Annotated in this window: 11 protein-coding genes; all 11 read left to right on the top strand. The window is 40.6% G+C overall.

What is annotated here, in order from left to right; translation table 11 throughout:
* Nucleotides 1-338 precede the first annotated feature (338 nt).
* The 11 genes from DRW42_RS19615 (at nt 339) to DRW42_RS19565 (ending at nt 20,917) form a co-directional block, all read left to right on the top strand.
* Nucleotides 339-1,994 carry a pectate lyase family protein gene (locus DRW42_RS19615; RefSeq protein WP_113950522.1) on the top strand — a complete coding sequence of 552 codons (1,656 nt, stop codon included), beginning with the start codon at nt 339-341 and terminating at the stop codon, nt 1,992-1,994.
* Nucleotide 1,995: 1 nt separating this feature from the next.
* Nucleotides 1,996-3,636: a polysaccharide lyase domain-containing protein gene (locus tag DRW42_RS19610; RefSeq protein WP_113950521.1), complete on the top strand. Its 1,641-nt coding sequence runs from the start codon at nt 1,996-1,998 to the stop codon at nt 3,634-3,636.
* 136 nt (nt 3,637-3,772) lie between these two features.
* Complete coding sequence (locus tag DRW42_RS19605; RefSeq protein WP_113950520.1) at nt 3,773-6,934, top strand: DUF6298 domain-containing protein; 3,162 nt, start codon at nt 3,773-3,775, stop codon at nt 6,932-6,934.
* Nucleotide 6,935: 1 nt separating this feature from the next.
* Nucleotides 6,936-8,336 (top strand): glycoside hydrolase family 140 protein, encoded by a 1,401-nt coding sequence (locus DRW42_RS19600; RefSeq protein ID WP_113950519.1) that lies wholly within the window; start codon nt 6,936-6,938, stop codon nt 8,334-8,336.
* Nucleotides 8,337-8,561: 225 nt separating this feature from the next.
* Nucleotides 8,562-9,401, top strand: a complete 840-nt coding sequence (locus DRW42_RS19595; RefSeq protein ID WP_244215330.1) for a glycoside hydrolase family 43 protein — start codon at nt 8,562-8,564, stop codon at nt 9,399-9,401.
* A gap of 315 nt (nt 9,402-9,716) precedes the next feature.
* Nucleotides 9,717-11,546, top strand: a complete 1,830-nt coding sequence (locus DRW42_RS19590; RefSeq protein ID WP_113950518.1) for a sialidase family protein — start codon at nt 9,717-9,719, stop codon at nt 11,544-11,546.
* An 89-nt stretch (nt 11,547-11,635) separates the two neighbouring features.
* Complete coding sequence (locus DRW42_RS19585; RefSeq protein ID WP_244215329.1) at nt 11,636-13,096, top strand: sialate O-acetylesterase; 1,461 nt, start codon at nt 11,636-11,638, stop codon at nt 13,094-13,096.
* Nucleotides 13,096-15,909 carry a glycoside hydrolase family 2 protein gene (locus tag DRW42_RS19580; RefSeq protein WP_113950517.1) on the top strand — a complete coding sequence of 938 codons (2,814 nt, stop codon included), beginning with the start codon at nt 13,096-13,098 and terminating at the stop codon, nt 15,907-15,909. The genes DRW42_RS19585 and DRW42_RS19580 overlap by 1 nt, the downstream gene beginning before the upstream one ends.
* Before the next feature lie 223 nt (nt 15,910-16,132).
* Entirely contained in the window at nt 16,133-18,871 is a 2,739-nt protein-coding gene (locus DRW42_RS19575) for an alpha-L-rhamnosidase (protein WP_167437818.1), read from the top strand.
* A 152-nt stretch (nt 18,872-19,023) separates the two neighbouring features.
* Nucleotides 19,024-19,689, top strand: a complete 666-nt coding sequence (locus tag DRW42_RS19570; protein WP_113950516.1) for a DUF3826 domain-containing protein — start codon at nt 19,024-19,026, stop codon at nt 19,687-19,689.
* 94 nt (nt 19,690-19,783) lie between these two features.
* On the top strand, nt 19,784-20,917 hold the full coding sequence (locus DRW42_RS19565) for a sialidase family protein (RefSeq protein WP_113950561.1): 1,134 nt from the start codon (nt 19,784-19,786) through the stop codon (nt 20,915-20,917).
* Nucleotide 20,918 lies beyond the last annotated feature (1 nt).

Raw genomic sequence — 20,918 nt, 5'->3', positions numbered from 1 at the left:
ACATTAATTTGTTTCCCTTTGTTTGTTTTTTTTTCACTTAAGAATGTTACATTTATATATGAAAATTAATTATTATCTTGTAACACAGTTTCAGGAACAGATTTTATGTTTCGTAAGCATTTTAACCAAATGAAAAGATGATATAAAAATTTTAAAAAAATTATACCATAAACGGTCGTTTTATACGACCATATTTGAAATAAATATACTTTCTAACCAAAATTTACAACCAGAGATTCAAATAGAAATGAGCCGATTTGTATCAATTTTGTCCGGTAATTCCATCGGTCAAAAATATCCGCTAAATTTCTTTTGCTTCTTTAACGGGCAAAACACAAATGAAAAAGAACTTTTTAAATCTGTTTTTTACAACAGCATTAATGCTCTCCGCTAATTATTCTTTCGCACAATATCCCAATATCCCCGCCGACGTTAAAAAAGCATCCGATTCGATGCTCAAAGAAGCCTATCATCAATCGGATATCGCCTGGGAAAAGGCCAAACCTATTATGGCAAAAGAAGCTGCAGAAGGTAAGCCGTATATCCCCTGGGCAGGCAGGCCAAACGATTTGCCTCAATCTAAATTACTGGCCTTTCCGGGTGCAGAAGGTGGCGGTGCTTATAGCTTCGGCGGGCACGGTGGCAGGGTAATCGTGGTAAAAAACTTAAATGATAGTGGTCCGGGCTCGTTACGAGATGCATGCGAACAGGGCGGGGCAAGGATTGTGGTTTTCAACGTTGCAGGTATCATCAGGTTAAAAACCCCTTTAATTATACGCGCACCATATATCACCATTGCCGGACAAACCGCTCCGGGCGACGGTGTATGTGTAGCCGGCGAATCGGTTTGGTTAAATACGCATGATGTGATTGTACGTTTTATGCGTTTTAGAAGGGGCGAAACTTTTGTGGGTCGCAGGGATGATGCCATTGGCGGAAATCCGGTAGGAAATATCATGATTGACCACGTTTCGGCAAGCTGGGGACTGGATGAAAACATGTCGATGTATCGCCACATGTATAACGATAGTACCGGAAAAACCGAAGAAAAACTGGGAACGGTAAATATCACCATCCAAAATTCAATTTTTTCTGAAGCATTGGATTATTGGAACCATGCCTTTGGTTCAACTTTAGGCGGCGAAAACTGCGCTTTTGTACGCAACCTTTGGGCCGATAACGGGGCGCGTAACCCGTCAATTGGCTGGAATGGTATTTTTAATTTCGCGAACAATGTGGTTTTCAACTGGAACAACCGCTCTACAGATGGTGGCGATTATACTGCTCAATACAATATTATTAATAACTTTTATAAGCCAGGACCGGTAACTGAACTGAAAGATCCGATCAGTTACCGCATTTTAAAGCCTGAATCTGGCCGTAGTAAATTGCCTTATGTGGTTTTCGGTCGTGCTTATGTAGCCGGAAATATCATTGACGGGAATGAAAAAATAACTAAGGATAACTGGGCAGGAGGGGTTCAGATGGAAGATAAAAAAGGTAACTTAATGTCTTTCGAACAGGCCAGCAAATATTTCCCTGCAATGAAAGCAAAAGATCCGTTCCCGATGCCAAAAATCAGCATCATTCCTACTTTACAGGCAAAAGATTATGTACTGGCAAATGCCGGAGCTACTTTACCAAAGAGAGATCCGGTTGATACCCGTGTAGTTAAACAGGTAACAACAGGTAAAATCGAAGTACATCCAAATGCAAAACCATCTGCTTTCCAGTTCGAACACCGCAGGTTACCGGGCGATTCTTATAAACAGGGTATTATTACCGAAGTTTCGCAGGTTGGCGGTTATCCAGAATATAAAGGAACACCATACAAGGATTCAGACGATGATGGTATGCCTGATGCCTATGAACTGAAAAACGGTTTAAATCCGAAAGATGCTTCCGATGCTTCAAAAATCACCAAAAGTGGTTATTCAAACATCGAAGTATATTTAAATAGTGTTGTTCCAGTTACTATTGTAAAACCGAACTAACATGCGCACCTGGAATTCTATTTTAAGCATTATCGCACTTTGTGGCATCGGAAACATGGCTTTTGCACAGTATCCCGTTATCCCTGAAGCAATGGAAAAGAAAGCCGATTCGCTATTGAAAAGCATTGAAGATAAATCGGAACAGCAGTTTTTAAAAGTAAAACCCATTGTGGATGAAGAAGCCAGACATGGCAAACCGTACATTCCATGGGCAGCCAAACCCGGTGATTTGCCTCAATCTAAAATGGTGGCCTTTCCTGGTGCCGAAGGCGGTGGAGCTTATTCTTTTGGTGGTCGCGGAGGCAAAGTTTATGTAGTAACAAGTCTTGAGGATGCCGGAAAAGGTACACTTCGTGAGGCCTGCGAACAGGGTGGCGCAAGAATTATCGTGTTTAATGTTTCCGGTATCATCAGGTTAAAAACACCTTTGATTATTCGTGCACCTTATGTTACCATTGCCGGCCAGAGTGCACCGGGTGATGGCGTTTGCATCGCTGGCGAATCGGTATGGATCAATACACATGATGTGGTAATCCGTTACATGCGTTTCCGTCGCGGGCAAACCGATGTTACTCGTCGCGATGATGCCATTGGCGGCAATCCGGTTGGAAATATCATTATCGATCACGTTTCTGCTAGCTGGGGTTTAGATGAAAATATGTCGATTTACCGCCACGTTTACGATCCGAAAGATGGTTCTAAACCTGTTAAATTGCCTACTGTAAACGTTACCATTCAAAATTCAATTTTTTCTGAAGCATTAGATACCTATAACCATGCCTTTGGAAGTACTATTGGTGGATTAAATTCCACTTTTATGCGCAATCTTTGGGCATCAAACATTAGCCGGAACCCCTCTGTGGGCATGTACGGCGATTTTGGTTTCGCTAATAATGTAATTTTCAACTGGTGGAACAGAAGTGCTGATGGCGGCGATAATGCCTCATTTTATAGCTTTATCAATAATTATTACAAACCCGGACCGATTACACCTGCCGGAGAACCCATTTCTTATCGTATTTTAAAGCCTGAATCGGGTAGGGATAAAAAATTCGCCAACGAATTCGGTAAAGCTTATGTCACCGGAAATATTATCGAAGGGAACGAAAAAGTAACCAAAAATAACTGGGACGGTGGTGTTCAGCCAGAAAGTAAAAGAGATAAACAGAAACTGCTGGACTCCATGAAAGTGGATAAACCTTTGCCTATGGCGAAAATCTCCATTATTGATACCAAAAAGGCTTACGATTATGTGCTGGCAAATGCGGGAGCTTCGTTACCTGTACGAGATGCAGTAGATCAGCGGATTATTAAACAGGTAAGCACGGGTAAAATTGAACATGTTGAGGACGGTAAATTACCAGCCAAACAAAGTTATGTAAAGCGCCGTTTGCCTGCTGATTCTTACAAAAGGGGCATTATTTCAGATATCGCACAGGTGGGTGGTTACCCTGAATATAAAGGAAAACCCTATCTTGATTCTGATAACGATGGCATTCCTGATGCATGGGAAACAAAAAACGGACTGAACCCTAAAGATGCAAAAGACGCTGCTAAAATATCAAAATCAGGTTATTCAAATATTGAAGTTTATTTAAATAGCCTGGTGGATGTAAACAAAGTGAGGCCTGCGAAAGGTTAAAGGAGAAAGACTAAAGCTGAAAGCGAAAAGGCTAGGCAATCGTCATGCTGAATTTATTTCAGCATCTTTCATGCTATAAAGACCCTGAAATGAATTCAGGGTGACGCGTGTTTAATTACGTTGAAAAATATAATCAATGCCAAAAACTAACCATATATCAAAAGCAGCACAACTAAAAACCTTAGCGCTTATGCTAATTGGTCTTTTAGTTGCAAACTTATCTTTTGGGCAAAAAACAAAACCTGTTGAGCCACCTAAGCCAATTTTTAAGGGCAAGGATGGTAAAATGGCTTACACGCCGGATGAACAGGGAAACCGCATTCCCGATTTTTCTTATGCCGGTTACATGGCAGGCGAAAAAGCCATTCCAGCTGCAACCATAAAAGTTGTTGTTCCGGTTGCACAAGGCGATGCCACTTTAAGGATTCAATCGGCCATTAATTATGTTTCGAAATTACCTGTCGGGAAAGATGGTCTGCGCGGTGCGGTTTTATTGGAAAAAGGAACCTATGAGGTTGCCGGAACTTTAAAATTGTCTGCTTCTGGTGTGGTACTCCGTGGGAGTGGATTTGGTGAAAACGGAACCAAAATTTTCGCTACTGGCTTAGATCGCATTGGTGTGATCAGGATTTTGGGTAAAAAGAACAGAATTGAAGAAAAACCCATTGCCATCACAGATGCTTATGTACCCGTAAATGCAAATAAAATTACACTGGCAAATACTTCCGGATTTAAAGTTGGCGATAAAATCATCATCAATCGCCCTTCTACTAAAGAATGGATTGAAACCCTAAAAACCGTAGAATTTGGTGGCGGCGAAAGTGCTTTAGGCTGGAAACCAGGAACCAGAGACCTCCACTGGGACCGTAAAATTACTGCTATAAACGGCTCAATCATTACTTTTGACGCACCCATCACTACTGCATTAGATGCAAAACTTGGCGGAGGAACCATTTCAAAATACGAATGGGAGGGCAGAATCGCTCAATCAGGCATAGAAAACCTGAAAATCGAATCAGATTATCACAAAGAAAATATTAAAGATGAATACCACCGCTGGACAGCCATCTGCTTGGAAAATGTAGAAGACGCCTGGGTACGTCAGGTGGTTTTCGAACATTTTGCAGGCTCTGCTGTGAATGTACTCGAAACTGCTAAAAGAATTACCATTGAAGATTGTAAATCATTGGCACCTATTTCCGAAATAGGTGGCGAACGTCGTTTTACTTTTTTAACTACTGGTCAGCAAACGCTTTTCCAGAGGTTATATTCAGAATATGGTTACCACGATTTTGCTGTAGGTTTCTGTGCTCCCGGACCAAACGTTTTCGTTCAATGTCAGTCTTATCTGCCATTTAGTTTTAGCGGGGCAATTGATAGCTGGGCATCTGGTGTATTATTTGATATCGTTAATATTGATGGACAGGCCTTAAGTTACTTAAACCGCGGACAGGATGGACAAGGTGCTGGCTGGAGTGCTGCAAACAGTGTTTTTTGGCAGTGTAGCGCGGCAAGAGTTGATAATTTTCAACCGCCAACCGCTCAAAACTGGGCATTTGGTACCTGGTCGCAATTTGCCGGGAATGGGTATTGGGACATGTCGAACGAGCAGATTCAACCGCGTAGCTTATATTACGCGCAGCTAAAAGACCGGATTGGTAATGATGCCGAAGCCCGGAATTTTGTCCTTCCGGTAGAAACCGAAGCATCAAGCAGTCCGCCGGTTGATGTGGCACAAAAACTCACAAAACTGGCTTACAAACCTGCTTTAACCGTTTCAGAATATATTGATGGGGCATCTGATCGGAATAAAATCCCGACGGAAACCGGTCAGGCAAAAAATATCGATAAGATTGGTTTGGACAAGGTGCTTCAGCCAACGCTTGCTAACGCAATGACAATCAAAAATGGCTGGCTGGTTCGTGGCAATGAAATTGTGGTGGGCGATCGTCAAGATGTCCCCTGGTGGAACGGGAGTGCCCGTCCGTATGGATTAAAAAACACTAAATTTCACATTACCCGTTTTGTTCCTGGTCGCTCAGGAAACGGTTTAACCGATGATCTGGATGAAATTACCGATTCCATGAAAAATGGTTCTGTTAAAGTATTAGATCACAACTATGGTCTTTGGTACGATAGGAGAAGGGATGATCACGAACGCATCCGCCGTATGGATGGCGAGGTTTGGGCACCTTTTTACGAATTGCCTTATGCCCGTAGCGGACAGGATAAAGCCTGGGATGGGTTGAGTAAATACGACATCACCAAATACAACCTCTGGTATTGGGACAGGTTAAAACAATTTGCAAACCTTGCCGATCAGAAAGGATTGGTATTAATTCACGAAAATTATTTTCAGCACAATATTATCGAAGCTGGTGCACATTATGCCGATTTTCCATGGCGTACCGCAAACAACATTAACAATACTGGTTTCCCTGAGCCTGTGCCTTATGCCGGCGATAAACGCATTTTCATGGCCGAACAGTTTTATGATATTACAAATGAGCACCGCAAGGCTATTCATAAGGCTTATATCCGCAAATGTTTGGAAAATTTCAACGGTAATACTGGAGTAATCCAGTTAATTGGTGCCGAATTTACTGGTCCTTTGCATTTCGTTCAGTTCTGGATCGATACCATTAACGAATGGCAAAAAGAAACCGGTAAACATCCGGTTATCGGCTTAAGTGTAACCAAAGATGTTCAGGACGCAATTTTGGCCGATCCAAAGCGTGCTTCAGTAGTAGACCTGATCGATATCCGTTACTGGCATTACCAGGCAGATGGAACGGCTTATGCGCCACAGGGCGGGTTAAGTTTGGCCCCCCGTCAACATGCACGTTTATTAAAGCCTAAAAAAACATCTTTCGAAGAAGTTTATCATGCGGTATCGGAATACAAAAATAAATTCCCTGAAAAGGCAGTGATTTATTCAGGAGATAGTTTCGACAGTTTCGGATGGGCAATTTTAATGGCAGGAGGTTCACTTTCCAATGTGGAAGGTATCGATGCTTCAGTTTTAAGCCTTGCATCTTCAATGAAACCATTTCTTCCGGCGGGCAAATCAGCAAAACAGTATGGACTGGAAAATGCAGGCAAAGCTTACATTTTGTACAATTCATCGGCAGAAGCTTTTAACCTTGATTTAAGTAAATCACCTGGAAAATTCAATGCAAAAGTGTTGAACAGCAAAACCGGAAAATCGCTTAAAGAAGAAAAAATAAACGGCGGAGCCATCGTGAAATTAAATAAGGTAGCATCGGGCGACGAAGTCATCATCATCAATAAAATTTAACATGAACCTTAAAACCAAAATATTTTTATTCGTTGCCGTTTCCTGCCTCGCGTTTGGCTGTAAAGAAAAACCACATTTTGGCGATAAAAGCCTTCTGGTTTCCGAAAATGGCAGATACCTGACCACAGGCGACGGAAAACCTTTCTTCTGGTTGGGCGATACCGGTTGGTTATTATTCAGCAGGTTAACGCGTGAGGAATCTAATGTCTATCTCGAAGACCGCAAACAGAAAGGTTTTAATGTGATCCAGGTAATGTTATTGCACGATGTTCCCTCAAGGAATGTGTATTTAGATTCATCAATTGTTCATGCTGATGTTTCAAAACCCATGCTTACCCCCGGCAACAACCCCAAAGATTCTTTGGCTTACGATTACTGGGACCATGTAGATTACATTATCGATCAGGCTGCAGAAAAAGGTCTTTATATGGCTTTGGTTCCGGTTTGGGGCACCAATGTGAAAAACAAAAAAGTAAATAAATCGCAGGCAAAGGAGTATTCGGAGTTTCTGGCAAAACGTTATAAAGATAAATGGAACATCATCTGGTTAAATGGTGGCGATATTAAAGGGAGCGATGGTGCTGATGTTTGGAATACCATTGGCGAAACTTTGAGGGCAAATGATCCAAATCACCTCATTACTTTTCATCCCAGGGGAAGGACGGCTTCATCACAATGGTTCCATAATGCCAAATGGTGCGATTTCGATATGATACAATCCGGTCATCGCCGCTACGATCAGGATACTTCTAAAAACGAAAAACTGCATTACGGAGAAGACAACTGGAAATACATTGAAGCCGATTATGAATTAAAACCTACTAAACCAACAATCGACGGTGAACCATCTTACGAGGATATTCCACAAGGTTTGCATGATACTACACAGCCCCGCTGGACAGATGCCGATGTAAGAAGATATGGTTACTGGTCGGTTTTTGCAGGTGCTTTTGGTTACACTTACGGCCATAATTCGGTGATGCAGATGTACAAAAAGACAGATTTAAAACCTGCTTATGGTCCCAAAGACCAATGGATTACGGCAATTAATGCGCCGGGAGCAAAACAGATGCAGTATTTAAAAGATTTAATGCTGGCACATCCATATTTCGATCGCGTACCCGACCAAACTTTGGTTGCAGGTAAAAACGGAGAAAAGTATGATCGAATCCTCGCTACAAGAGGAGAAGAATACGCGATGCTCTATACTTATACCGGTCGCAATTTTAGCGTTCAGCTGGGCAAAATTGACGGCGACGAAGTAAAAGCGTCCTGGTTTGATCCAAGAACAGGCAAAACCACAAAAATCGGTGAATTTGAAAATAAAGGAATTAAAGAATTTAACCCGCCCGGCGAACCTGCAAATGGCAACGATTGGGTGTTGGTGCTGGAGGAAATATAGAAGCAGCGTGTAGCGAAGGGCGTTTGTCCTATTAAGGATCGTCATCCTGAATTTATTTCAGGATCTTTTAGCGAGAAACCACGCCAGGTCTTCAACTCCGCTCATAATGACAATTAAACTAAAAAAATAAAAATAGTGTTTAAACCAAAATCCATAACAGCATTTCGCTTAGCCATTATTGGCCTGCTTTTGTGCGAATTAAGCTCCTGCACTAAACAAGCCTATTTGTTTACTTCGTTTCACGAACCGGCAAATGAAGGTTTAAGGCTTTTATACAGTTATGATGCTTACCATTGGACAGATTTAAACAAAACCTTTTTAAAACCTGAAGTAGGCACACAAAAAGTGTTACGCGATCCATCCATCGTGCAAGGGCCTGATGGTACTTTTCACCTCGTTTGGACCTGTAGCTGGAAAGGAGATAAAGGTTTCGGTTATGCCAGTTCAAAAGATTTAATCCACTGGAGCGAACAAAAATTTCTTCCGGTAATGGAAAAAGAGCCAAAAACCGTGAATGTTTGGGCACCGGAAATCTTTTACGATGATGAGAAAATGGAATATGTAATCATTTGGGCATCAACTATTCCATTCCGTTTTGCTAAAGGAATTGAAGAGGAAGAAAACAACCACCGCATGTACAGCATCACCACTAAAGATTTTGTGACTTTTTCTGAACCCAAACTCTTTCTAGATCCCGGTTTCAGCGTAATTGATGCGGTAATTGTAAAAAGAAAAACTAAAGATTACGTATTGGTTTTGAAAGACAATACCCGTCCGAACAGGAACTTAAAAGTGGCTTTCGCAAAAGATGCCTTAGGTCCTTATGAAAACATTTCGGAAACTTTTAGCCCAAAATTAACGGAAGGACCAACGGTTGTAAAAGTAAAAAACGATTGGCTGATTTATTTTGATGCTTACGGACAAAAGATTTATTCGGCTTATAAAACCGCTGATTTTAAAATTTTTAAAGATGTAACAGCAGAAGTTTCAGTACCAGAAGGACATAAACACGGAACGATTATAAAAGTGAAAAAGAACGTGATTGAGCATTTGCTAAAGAATTAACCACAAAGACACCAAGGCACAAAGTAAAAAGAATGTAGCTTTTACGCGCATTAAGATTGCTTCGTTCTGATGAAGGATCGGAAACGCAATAACGACTAAGCAAATAAAAACTTCGTGCTTTGGTGCCTTAGTGGTAAAATAATATTAAAACCTCGTAGGTTTTTAAAACCTACGAGGTTTAGAATGAACGAAAGCGTGAAGCAATCTATTTAGCAAGAAAGATTGCTTCGTTCTGATGAAGGATCGGAAACGCAATAACGACTAAGCGAATAGAAACTTCGTGTTTTGGTGCCTTAGTGGTAAAATAATATAGAAATGAATACATTTAAAATACTTTGTTTAACCCTGCCATTTGCACTTGCGCTTTCAACCGCGCAGGCGCAGGATACCGTGCGATACACAGGGAAGACCCTGGTTAATGCCGATTATCATCATGGACAGCTTTCGCCGGTGATGGGCGTACACAGCATCCAGACTTTCAGGGCAAACCGCGAGCATCCTGAACTGGCCGAAAATTTCGGCTGGACTTATAACCATGCGCCAATGTTAGCTTATTGGAACAACAAATTTTATATCGAATATTTAAGTGATAAAGTGGGCGAGAGCATTCCGCCCGGACAAACTTTGGTGCAATCTTCAACAGATGGTTATAACTGGACCACACCTGAAGTGGTTTTTCCGATTTACCGCATTCCTGATGGCACTACAAAAGAGGGCAGAACTGATGTAGCAAAAGACCTGGATGCCGTGATGCACCAGCGCATGGGCTTTTATGTTTCTACCAAAAACATATTTCTTGTTTTAGGTTTTTATGCCATTAGTTTCGATGCCAAAGACGATCCCAACGATGGTCATGGAATTGGCCGGGCAGTAAGAGAAATTCTACCCGATGGAAAATACGGTCCGATTTATTTTATCCATTACAATCCAGGCTATACGGAGAAAAATACCAAATATCCGCTTTATACCAAGAGTAAAAGTAAAGCTTTTATTGAAGCCTGTAATGAGTTGTTATCAAATAAGTTAATGACGCAACAATGGAATGAAGAAGCAGATAGAAAAGATCCTTTAATTACTTTACAGAAACAATATAAAGCATTCAGCTACTACCATTTACCCGATGGCAGAGTGGTGGGCTTATGGAAAAATGCCCTAACGGCAATCAGTACCGATAATGGCAAAAGCTGGCCTGAAAGTGCCTTCCGGGCGCCTGGTTTTGTAAACAGCAATGCTAAAATCTGGGGGCAAAAAACTGCTGACGGAAATTATGCAACCGTTTATAATCCTTCAGAATATAGATGGCCTCTAGCCATATCAACCAGTAAAAACGGCCTGGATTATACCAATTTATTATTGATAAACGGCGAAATCACGCCGATGCGTTATGGCGGTAATTACAAATCATACGGTCCTCAATATGTACGTGGCATTGAAGAAGGAAACGGAAAGCCGAAAGACGGCAAATTATGGGTAACCTATAGTATGAACAAAGAAGATATCTGGATTTCTTCGGTTCCTGTACCGGTTAATGATAGGGCAACGCAGCATGCAAATGATGATTTCGGCAAATTATCAAAAGATAAAGCGCTAGAAATGTGGAACATATACAGTCCGCTTTGGGCACCTGTAAAAGTTGAGGATGGAGTTTTAATCTTAAAAGATAAAGATCCCTTTGATTATGCAAAAGCCGAAAGATTGTTCCCTGCATCGAAGAAAATCGTTACTTCTTTTTCCGTTACACCAAAGCAAAATAACTTCGGTTTGCTTGAAATTGAATTACAGGATGCAAAAGGAACCGCTACAGTACGTTTAACCTTCGATACCGCAGGAACGCTTAGTGCAAAGGCCGGAGCGCGTTATAAAAACTTCATGAAATACGAAGCTGGCAAAAATTACGACATCAAATTAAAACTGGATGCCTTTACGCGTTTCTACACCATTACAGTGAATGGAAAAGAAGCATTGACCAGTTTGGCTTTCCAGCCAGTGGCTGATGTTTCGCGTATTGTTTTCCGTACCGGTGATGTTCGCCGTTTTCCTGATGTAGATACACCCGCCGATCAGACTTATGATTTAAAAAATGCTGGTGAATCTACAAAAGAAGCAGTTTATTCAGTTAAATATTTAAAAACGGAGGGATTTTGAGGCAGTTTTCAGTTTTCAGTTCAGGGTTTGCAGTTTTTAAGGCGTCCGTCATTGCGAGTCTTCGATTTTTCATCGAAGCGAAGCAATCTATGTGTAAGGCAAAAAAGATTGCTTCGTCGTGCCTCCTCTCAATGACGATAATGACGGGTTTGACCACTTTATTTTGCCTCTCCGCCAATGCCAAAATCCTCCTGCCGCAAATCCTCTCCAGCAATATGGTTTTACAACGTAACAAACCTCTTAATATCTGGGGTTATGCTGCTCCGGGGGAGAAAATAAAGGTGGTTTTTGCAAGTCAGAAAAAAGAAACCATAACCGATAAAAATGGAAACTGGTCAGTTTTACTGGCACCACTAAAAACGTCTTCGAAAGCACAAACCATGACCATTTCAGGTACAAATAAAATTGAATTAACCAATATTTTGGTGGGCGAAGTCTGGTTATGTTCCGGTCAGTCGAACATGGAATATCAAATGCGTAAGCTGGCTAAAATCCCTAAGCCTAAAAATGAAAAACTGGGTTTCCCTTCTGATGCGGTAGAAAAAGCTCAAAATTCACAGATCAGGATTTTCCTCGTAAACCGCAAGCAACTAAATAAACCAGATTCGATTCATAAAAGTTGGGCAGTGGCAGAAGATTCAGCATTACGTGCTTTTTCGGCTGTAGGCTATTTCTACGCTAAGGAAATTCAGGAGAAACTGGGTGTACCTGTGGGCATGATTTCTTCTTCCGTTTCAGGTAGCGCCATTGAGCCCTGGGTAGCTCCAGAAGCTTTTGCGCAGGAAACCTATTTTACAAACCAGAAAGTAAGCAACGATCCCGGAAAATTTTATACCACCATGATTGAGCCGCTTGCGAAATTCAAAATCCGCGGTTTTTTATGGTATCAGGGCGAAACCAACTGCTTTTTGAATGAAACCATCAGTTATTCCTATAAATTAAAAACATTGGTAAACCTTTGGCGCAAAGCCTGGGGCGAGCAAATGCCTTTTTATTACGTACAAATTGCACCTTACGATTACAGTAAGCAAAAAAGCGATAAGGTGGTATTAACTGGCGATACCGAACCTAACTTTTGGGAGGCTCAGCAACAGGTTTTACGCTTGCCAAATACCGGCATGATTTCCACTTCAGATTTAAATGATAACGGAGGGGATTTGCACCCAACCTATAAATGGGAAGTAGGCAGAAGATTAGCGTTATTGGCTTTAGGTAAAACCTACAACCAAAAAATAGATTTTTCTGGCCCGGTTTACAAAAGTGTTTCTTTTGTTGGGGGCAAGGCGATCCTGGATTTTAATTATTTAAAAACTGATCATTTATCGTCCATCACTGGATTTACAATTGCCTCAAATGATGGAAAATTCATTAATGCAGAGGCTACTGTGAAAGATGGAAAAGTTATTGTTTCAGCAAAAGGGATCGAAAATCCGGTGGCTGTGCGTTACAACTGGACCGAAAATCCAACCGGAAATTTTTACAGTAACGGTTTGCCCGCATTACCTTTCAGAACCGATAATCCTTTAACCAAACAATTTAAAACCAATTAATGAAGCGCAGATTTATACTTTTCTGGTGTTTAATAATAATGATCTGTAGCGTAAAGGCACAGCAAACAGAGAAATTATACCTGTCCGGAACCGGGAATGACAATACCGTAAACTGGGATTTCTTCTGTACAGCAGGAGCGAATTCGGGCAAGTGGACCACTATTCCGGTGCCTTCAAACTGGGAGTTACAGGGTTTTGGTCAATACAATTACGGTTTCAATAAAGAAGAAAATAAAGGTAAGGAGCAAGGGCTTTATAAATACACATTTAAAGTTCCTGCCGGGTGGAAAAACAGGAAAATCAACATTGTTTTTGAAGGTTCGATGACCGATACTGAGGTAAAAATAAATGGAAAATCAGCAGGAGAAACGCATCAGGGCTCTTTTTATGTTTTCAGGTACGATATTTCGAAATTAATTAAGCTAGGCGCTGATAATCTACTGGAAGTTACCGTTTCAAAACTTTCTGCTAATCAATCTGTTAATGAAGCCGAACGTAAAGCCGATTTCTGGATTTTCGGAGGTATTTTCAGACCGGTTTACCTCGAATCGTTACCTTTAACACATATCGATCGTATTCAGATAGATGCCAAAGCCAATGGAAATTTAAATGCAAAAATCGCTTACACCGGCGATGCCGATAAAGTTGAAGTAGAACTTTTTACAAAAGATGGAAAACGTTTTGGCGATCGGTTTAACACAGCACTAAAAAAAGGAACTCAAAATATTACACTTGGCCACCAATTTTCTAATCTTGAATTATGGTCAACGGAATTTCCAAATCTTTATACGGCTCAATTTACTTTGATCAGAAATGGAAAGAAAATTCATCAGCTTTCTAAAAAAATAGGTTTCAGAACGGTAGAAGTAAAAGAACGTGATGGGGTTTACATCAACGGTGTAAAAATGAAATTTAAGGGCGTAAACCGTCATTCTTTTTATCCATCATCAGGTCGTACTACAAGTAAAAAAATCAGTATTGCCGATGTATTATTGATGAAGGAAATGAACATGAATGCCGTTCGGATGTCGCATTATCCTCCTGATGGTCACTTTTTGGATGTTTGTGATTCACTCGGACTATTTGTAATGGACGAACTGGCTGGCTGGCATGGCACTTATGATACGCCAACAGGTACCAAATTAATGAAAGAAATGATGTTGAACGATGAAAATCATCCGTCGATTATCTTTTGGGCCAATGGAAATGAAGGCGGACATAACCGCGAACTCGATCATCTTTTCGCTGAAGAAGATATACAAAAGCGTCAGTTAATCCACCCATGGGAGGTTTTTAATGGTTTCGAAACGACTCATTACCGCGAATTTAACTACGGAATTGGTAATTACGATCATGGACACAACATTTTGATGCCAACCGAATTTTTACATGGCATGTGGGATGGTGGTCATGGTGCAGGAATAGAAGATTACTGGAATGCCATGTGGAACAACCCGCTTTCTGCAGGTGGTTTTCTTTGGGATTTCGCCGATCAGGGGGTAGTGCGTACTGATAAAAACGGCGAACTGGATACTGATGGTAATCATGGTCCCGACGGAATTGTTGGCCCATACCATGAAAAAGAAGGGAGTTTTTATACCATTAAAGAGGTTTGGAGTCCTGTTTTTGTTGAAAAACGAGAAATGACTGCTGGCTTTGACGGTTCATTCCTGCTCGAAAACCGTTATGCTTTCACCAATCTTAACCAGTGTACATTCAGCTGGAGACTCAAAAAACTAAAAGCAGGTGAGGATGCTGAATTTAAAACCGGGAAAGCGGATGCGCCAGATATCAAGCCTTTTGAAAAAGGAAAATTAAAAATCAATCTTCCTGCTGATTGGAGAAATTTTGATGCGCTTTATCTTACTGCAAACGGAGCTGATGGCAAAGAATTATTTACCTGGAGTTTCCCTATTGCTTTGCCAAAAGATGATGCAAGGCAATTGGTGGTTAAAACGGGTTCTTCAAAAATAGCTTTAAAAGAAGATGCCAAAACGTACCAGGTTTCGTCAAACGGTATTGATTTAACATTTGATAAAACCACCGGATTATTACAACAGGCCAAAAATGCAAAAGGTATCATTCCGTTTTCAAATGGTCCGGTTTTACAGGAAGGAGAGAATAATTTTAAAAATTTCACTACTAAAATGGAAGATGAAAATCTGGTGATTTCATCCAAATTTGAGAAAAAAGAAAGTTTCAATACCTTAAAATGGACCATTTACCCATCTGGCTGGTTAAAAATGGAGGTAAATTATTTCCCATCCGCTTACTTTACCACTTTTGTGGGTTTGAATTTTTCTTATCCTGAAACTGAAATTAAAGCTGTAGAATATAAAGGCAACGGTCCGTACCGTGTTTGGAAAAACCGGATGAAAGGCACGCAATTTGGTATTTGGAAAAAGGATTATAATAACTCCGCAACCGGCGAAGCACCCTGGCAATATCCTGAATTTAAAGGCTATTATTCGAACATGTATTGGTGCGAATTTATTGGCAAACAGCAATCTTTTAAAGTGATAACCGATCGTGAAGATGTGTTTTTGAGGTTATTCACGCCAAAAAAATCAAAAGATACCGAATACGATAACATGAGTCCGACCTTTCCGAACGGTGATATTTCTTTTATGAATGGCATTTCGGCAATCGGCACCAAAACACAAAAACCAGAAACCACCGGACCAATGGGAATGAAACATGTATTTTATGATTTTGATAAAGATCCGACGAGGGCATTAAATATGACCTTGTATTTTGATTTTTCTATCGACGCGTCGTCATTGCGAGGAGGAACTACGAAGCAATCTCAATAAAAGAATGATGTAAAAACAAGAAACTTAGCATAAAAGATTGCTTCAGCTCGAGCAAGTCCAGCTTCGCAATGACGAATTAATCTTTAAAGAAGAAAGATAGCCCGCAGATAACGCGGATTTACGCGGACAGAATTATTGGTCTGCGTTAATCTTTGAAATCAGCGGGAGCAAATAAATAATAACTGAATCAGTGCAATTAATAAATCTGTGTAATCAAGCGTAAATGAACATTAAAACCTATATATCGATCATCTGCATTTGCTTACTGCCATTTTCAAAAGTGGTGGCGCAAATCGTTTTGCAGCATACCACCTGCGAGATGCTCGAAAATCCATTGGGAATCGATGTTCAAAAACCAAGGTTTGCCTGGCATATCATTTCCAAAGAGCGTAATGTGATGCAAACCGCTTATCAGATCTTAGTTGCTTCATCAGAAGAAAAGTTAAAGGCAAATGATGGCGATTTATGGGATTCAGGAAAAGTTAATTCATCAGAATCGATTCATGTAACTTATAATGGAAAACCACTCAATAGCAGGCTAAAAGCGTATTGGAAAGTAAAAACCTGGACAACTGCCGGACAAAGCGAGTGGTCGGCAAATAACTATTTTACAATGGGTTTGCTTTATTATAAAGACTGGCCAAAGGGTTGGATTGGTTTCGACAGGGCTTTCCCCTGGGACAACATTAAAACTGATTCGCGTTTATCGGCAAGGTATTTCAGGAAGGAATTTCAGAGTACCAAAGAGATTAAATCAGCAACAGCCTCAATTATAGGTTTGGGCTTATACCAACTATTTATCAATGGAAAAAAAGTAGGGGAAGATTTGTTATCTCCATCCCCAACCGATTACACCAAAAATGTAAAGTATAATACCTACGATGTTACCAGTTATATCCAAAACGGTAAAAATGCAGTAGGTACAATTTTAGGTAATGGTCGTTTTTTCGCGATGCGCCAGAATGAAAAGCCTTATAAAATTAAAACATTCGGTTTTCCGAAAATGCTGATGAACATCAATATTGTATACACCGATGGAACAACCGCCAACATTGATACCGATGATAGCTGGAAAGGTACGGCAGATGGACCAATCAGGGCCAATAACGAATACGATGGCGAAGAATATGATGCCACAAAAGAAGCTACTGGCTGGAACAAAATTGGTTTCGACGATAGTAAATGGACAAAAGCTGAATTTGTACAGGAACCTACCGGAACCATCGAAGCACAAATGAACGAAAATATGCGGGTGATGAATACACTAAAACCCGTTTCCATTTCAAAATTAGCTGGCGGAAGGTTTATCCTCGATATGGGACAAAATATGGTGGGCTGGTTGCAGATCAAGGTAAAAGGTGCAAAAGGAAAACAGGTTAAATTGCGTTTTGCAGAATCATTACAGGAAAACGGAGAGCTTTTTACCGCAAACCTCCGCAATGCCAAATGTACCGATCTCTACACCCTAAAAGGCGGAGAAACGGAAACCTGGGAGCCAACATTTACTTATCAGGGATTCAGGTATGTAGAGCTCTCAGGGTATGGTTACGAGCCAACTGTAAATGATTTCGTAGGCAAAATGATTTACGACAACATGAAAACGGTAGGCACATTCGAAACTTCGGATGCTTTAACCAACCAGATTTTTAAAAATGCCTGGTGGGGAATTGCAGGCAGTTACAAAGGCATTCCGGTTGATTGTCCGCAAAGGAATGAGCGCATGCCATGGTTAGGCGACAGGGGCGCAGTAGCTTACGGAGAAAATTTTGTTTTTGACAATGGCAGGTTTTATGCAAAATGGTTGCAGGATATCCGCAACTCGCAAAAAGAGGATGGTACCATCCCCGATGTTGCACCTGCATTCTGGCGGTACTACAGTGATAACATGACCTGGCCCGGGGCAATGCTTTTGGTTACTGAAATGCTTTACAAACAAACCGGCGATATTACTGCGGTGCGTGATAATTACCCGGCAATGAAAAAGTGGCTGGCCTACATGCAGGATCGCTACATGGTTGATTATATCCTGACCAAAGATAGTTATGGCGATTGGTGTATGCCGCCGGTTACCATCGAATCCGGAAGAGGCAAGAGCGCAGATAAAAAATATCCTTCAGCGTTAATTGCAACTGCCTATTATTACCATTTTACCCAATTGATGATCCAGTTTGGTAAGGCAATCGATAATGAAGAAGATGTAAAAACCTATGAGATTTTAGGAGATAAAATTAAGGACGCTTTTAACCAGAAATATTATAACGACAAGGGTTATTATGCGGAGAATGTACTAACCGATAATATTATTCCGCTGTACTTCGGCATGGTACCCCAAAATAAAATAGAAACTGTTTTTAAAAATATTACTAATACAGTTGAGATTACTAACAAAGGTCATTTAAGTAATGGTTTGGTCGGCATCCAATGGTTAATGCGCTGTTTAAATGATTACGGCCGGCCAGATCTGGCTTATACCGTGGCTACACAAAAAACCTATCCGGGCTGGGGTTACATGGTCGAAAATGGTGCTACAACAATCTGGGAATTATGGAACGGCAACACCGCTGATCCGAAAATGAATTCGCAGAACCACGTAATGATGCTGGGCGATTTACTGATCTGGTATTACGAAAACCTCGCCGGAATTAAATCAGAAAGTGCTGCTTTCAAAAAGATTGTAATGAAACCAGAAATGATTACTGGGTTAAATTCGGTTAATGCTAACTACAATTCTGTTTATGGCATGATCAAAAGCAATTACACAAAAACCGGAAATCAGTTTAAATGGAACATCAGCATTCCGGCAAATACATCTGCTTTGGTTTATGTTCCGGCAAATAATAAAAATGAAATTTCAGAAAAGATAAAATCAATAAAAGATTTAAAATTTATAAAAATGGAGCATAACAGGGCCGTTTATGAGATTGGCTCAGGGGATTATGCTTTTGTGGTGGAGAATAAATAAAACACCCCGTCCTGCGGACACCCCTCTGAAAGAGGGGAATTACAAACGTATTATGCAGGATTATAACACTTTGAGGGGAATTCCCCTCTCAAAGGGTGCCTTAAAGGCGGGGTGGTATAACTAAATGTAATAACCGATAAGTAAACACAATTATGAGAAAGCTATTAAAATCATTACTAACAATAACCTTACTGATCAGTTCAGTAAGCGCATTTAGTCAAATCAAAGATGTAGTCGTACCCGAGGATATTTTAACCAAAGCAAAAGAATGGGTGGCAACATTAAACCTAACCGATGCCGCTAAGAAAGCCACTGTAGAAAATGTAATTGCAGTTCATTTAACCATGGTTAGAGATTGGCATAACGATCATCCTTCATCAACCGTTCCTGATGGCATAAATCCTGTAACCGGAAACAAATTAAACGACCTCGATAAACAGATTATTGCCGATTCTGCCATGCCATCAACCGTTCATCAGGCTTTAATGGATGGATTGAACAAAAATTTATCACCTATTGATGTAGAAACCATTTTAGATAAGTATACCATTGGCAAAGTTGAATTTACGATGAAAGGTTACAAGGCCATCGTTCCGGATTTAACTGCAGATGAAGAAGCTAAAATCCTGTCATTCTTAAAACAGGCACGCGAACAGGCCGTAGATTATAAAAATATGAAAGAAATTTCGGCCATTTTCGAAATCTATAAAACCAAATCAGAACAATTACTCAATAACAACGGACGTAGCTGGAGAGCGCTTTATAGTGCTTATACTAAAAAAATAAAGGAAGAAAAAGCAGCGAAACAGAAACAGTAAACAATTTGCAGTTTGAAGTTTTCAGTTCTGGATGCATAAAAATCTGTGGAATCAACTAATCAGTGTAATCACCCGCGAAGCGAAAAATAGAATTATGAAATTAAAAATAATATATCTTACATTAACCCTTATTTTATCTGTTGCAACTGCGAATGCACAGGTAGAAAAGTGGCAAACCGGCATTGTGAAGCAAGAATTCCTTTACGATAAGGCACCATTTCCATCGTGCCATTCTGCAACCATAGCCGAAACGCCAACAGGTTTGGTGGCTTCGTTTTTTGGGGGTACAAAAGAACGTAATCCCGATGTTGAAATTTACATCAGCCGTTTTGTAGATGGCAAATGGTTAGCGCCGGTTTCAGTAGCTACCGGCATTCAAACTGAAGGAAAAAGATTACCAACGTGGAATCCTGTTTTATATCAGGTGCCGGGTGGCGATTTGTTATTGTTCTATAAAATCGGTCCCAAACCTTCCGAGTGGTGGGGTATGATGAGAACCTCAAAAGATGGTGGTAAAACCTGGTCGGAAGCTACAAAATTACCTGATGGCTATATCGGGCCAGTAAAAAACAAACCTGTTTTATTAAGCAATGGAAATCTTTTTGCACCATCGAGCAAAGAAGGTGATGGCTGGAAAATCCATTTCGAAGTTACCAAGGATAACGGCAAAACCTGGAGAACGATTGGTCCGCTGCCGGAAAATAGCATCAAAGCCATTCAACCTAGCATTTTACAATATGGAAATGGAAAATTGCAGATTTTAGCCAGAACTGCTAACCGTGCAATTGTAGAATCCTGGTCTAACGATAACGGCGAAACCTGGTCGGCATTAATCAAAACTTCTTTACCAAATAACAATTCGGGAACGGATGCCGTAACCATGAAAGATGGTCGCCAGGTTTTGGTTTATAATCATGTGTTGCCTCCCGGAGATTTAGCAAAAGGACCTCGCACGCCATTAAACGTTTCCATTTCTAAAGATGGCAAAGAATGGTACGCTGCTTTGATATTGGAAGATTCACCAATCAGCCAGTATTCTTACCCTGCGGTAATCCAAACCAGCGATGGCATGTTGCACTTTATTTACACCTGGAGAAGAGAAAAAATCAAGCATGTGGTGGTCGATCCATCAAAGTTAAAGCTAAAGAAAATTGAAAATGGCGTTTGGCCAAAACTGAAAGGTTATACTGCACCGGTGATTACGGAAACTAAAAACGAGGAGGGTTAAG

Origin of the sequence: Pedobacter miscanthi (assembly GCF_003315595.1) — a bacterium.
GTDB lineage: Bacteria > Bacteroidota > Bacteroidia > Sphingobacteriales > Sphingobacteriaceae > Pedobacter > Pedobacter miscanthi.
The sequence above is the reverse complement of the archived record's forward strand: the minus strand, read 5'-3'. Positions and strand labels throughout refer to the sequence as shown.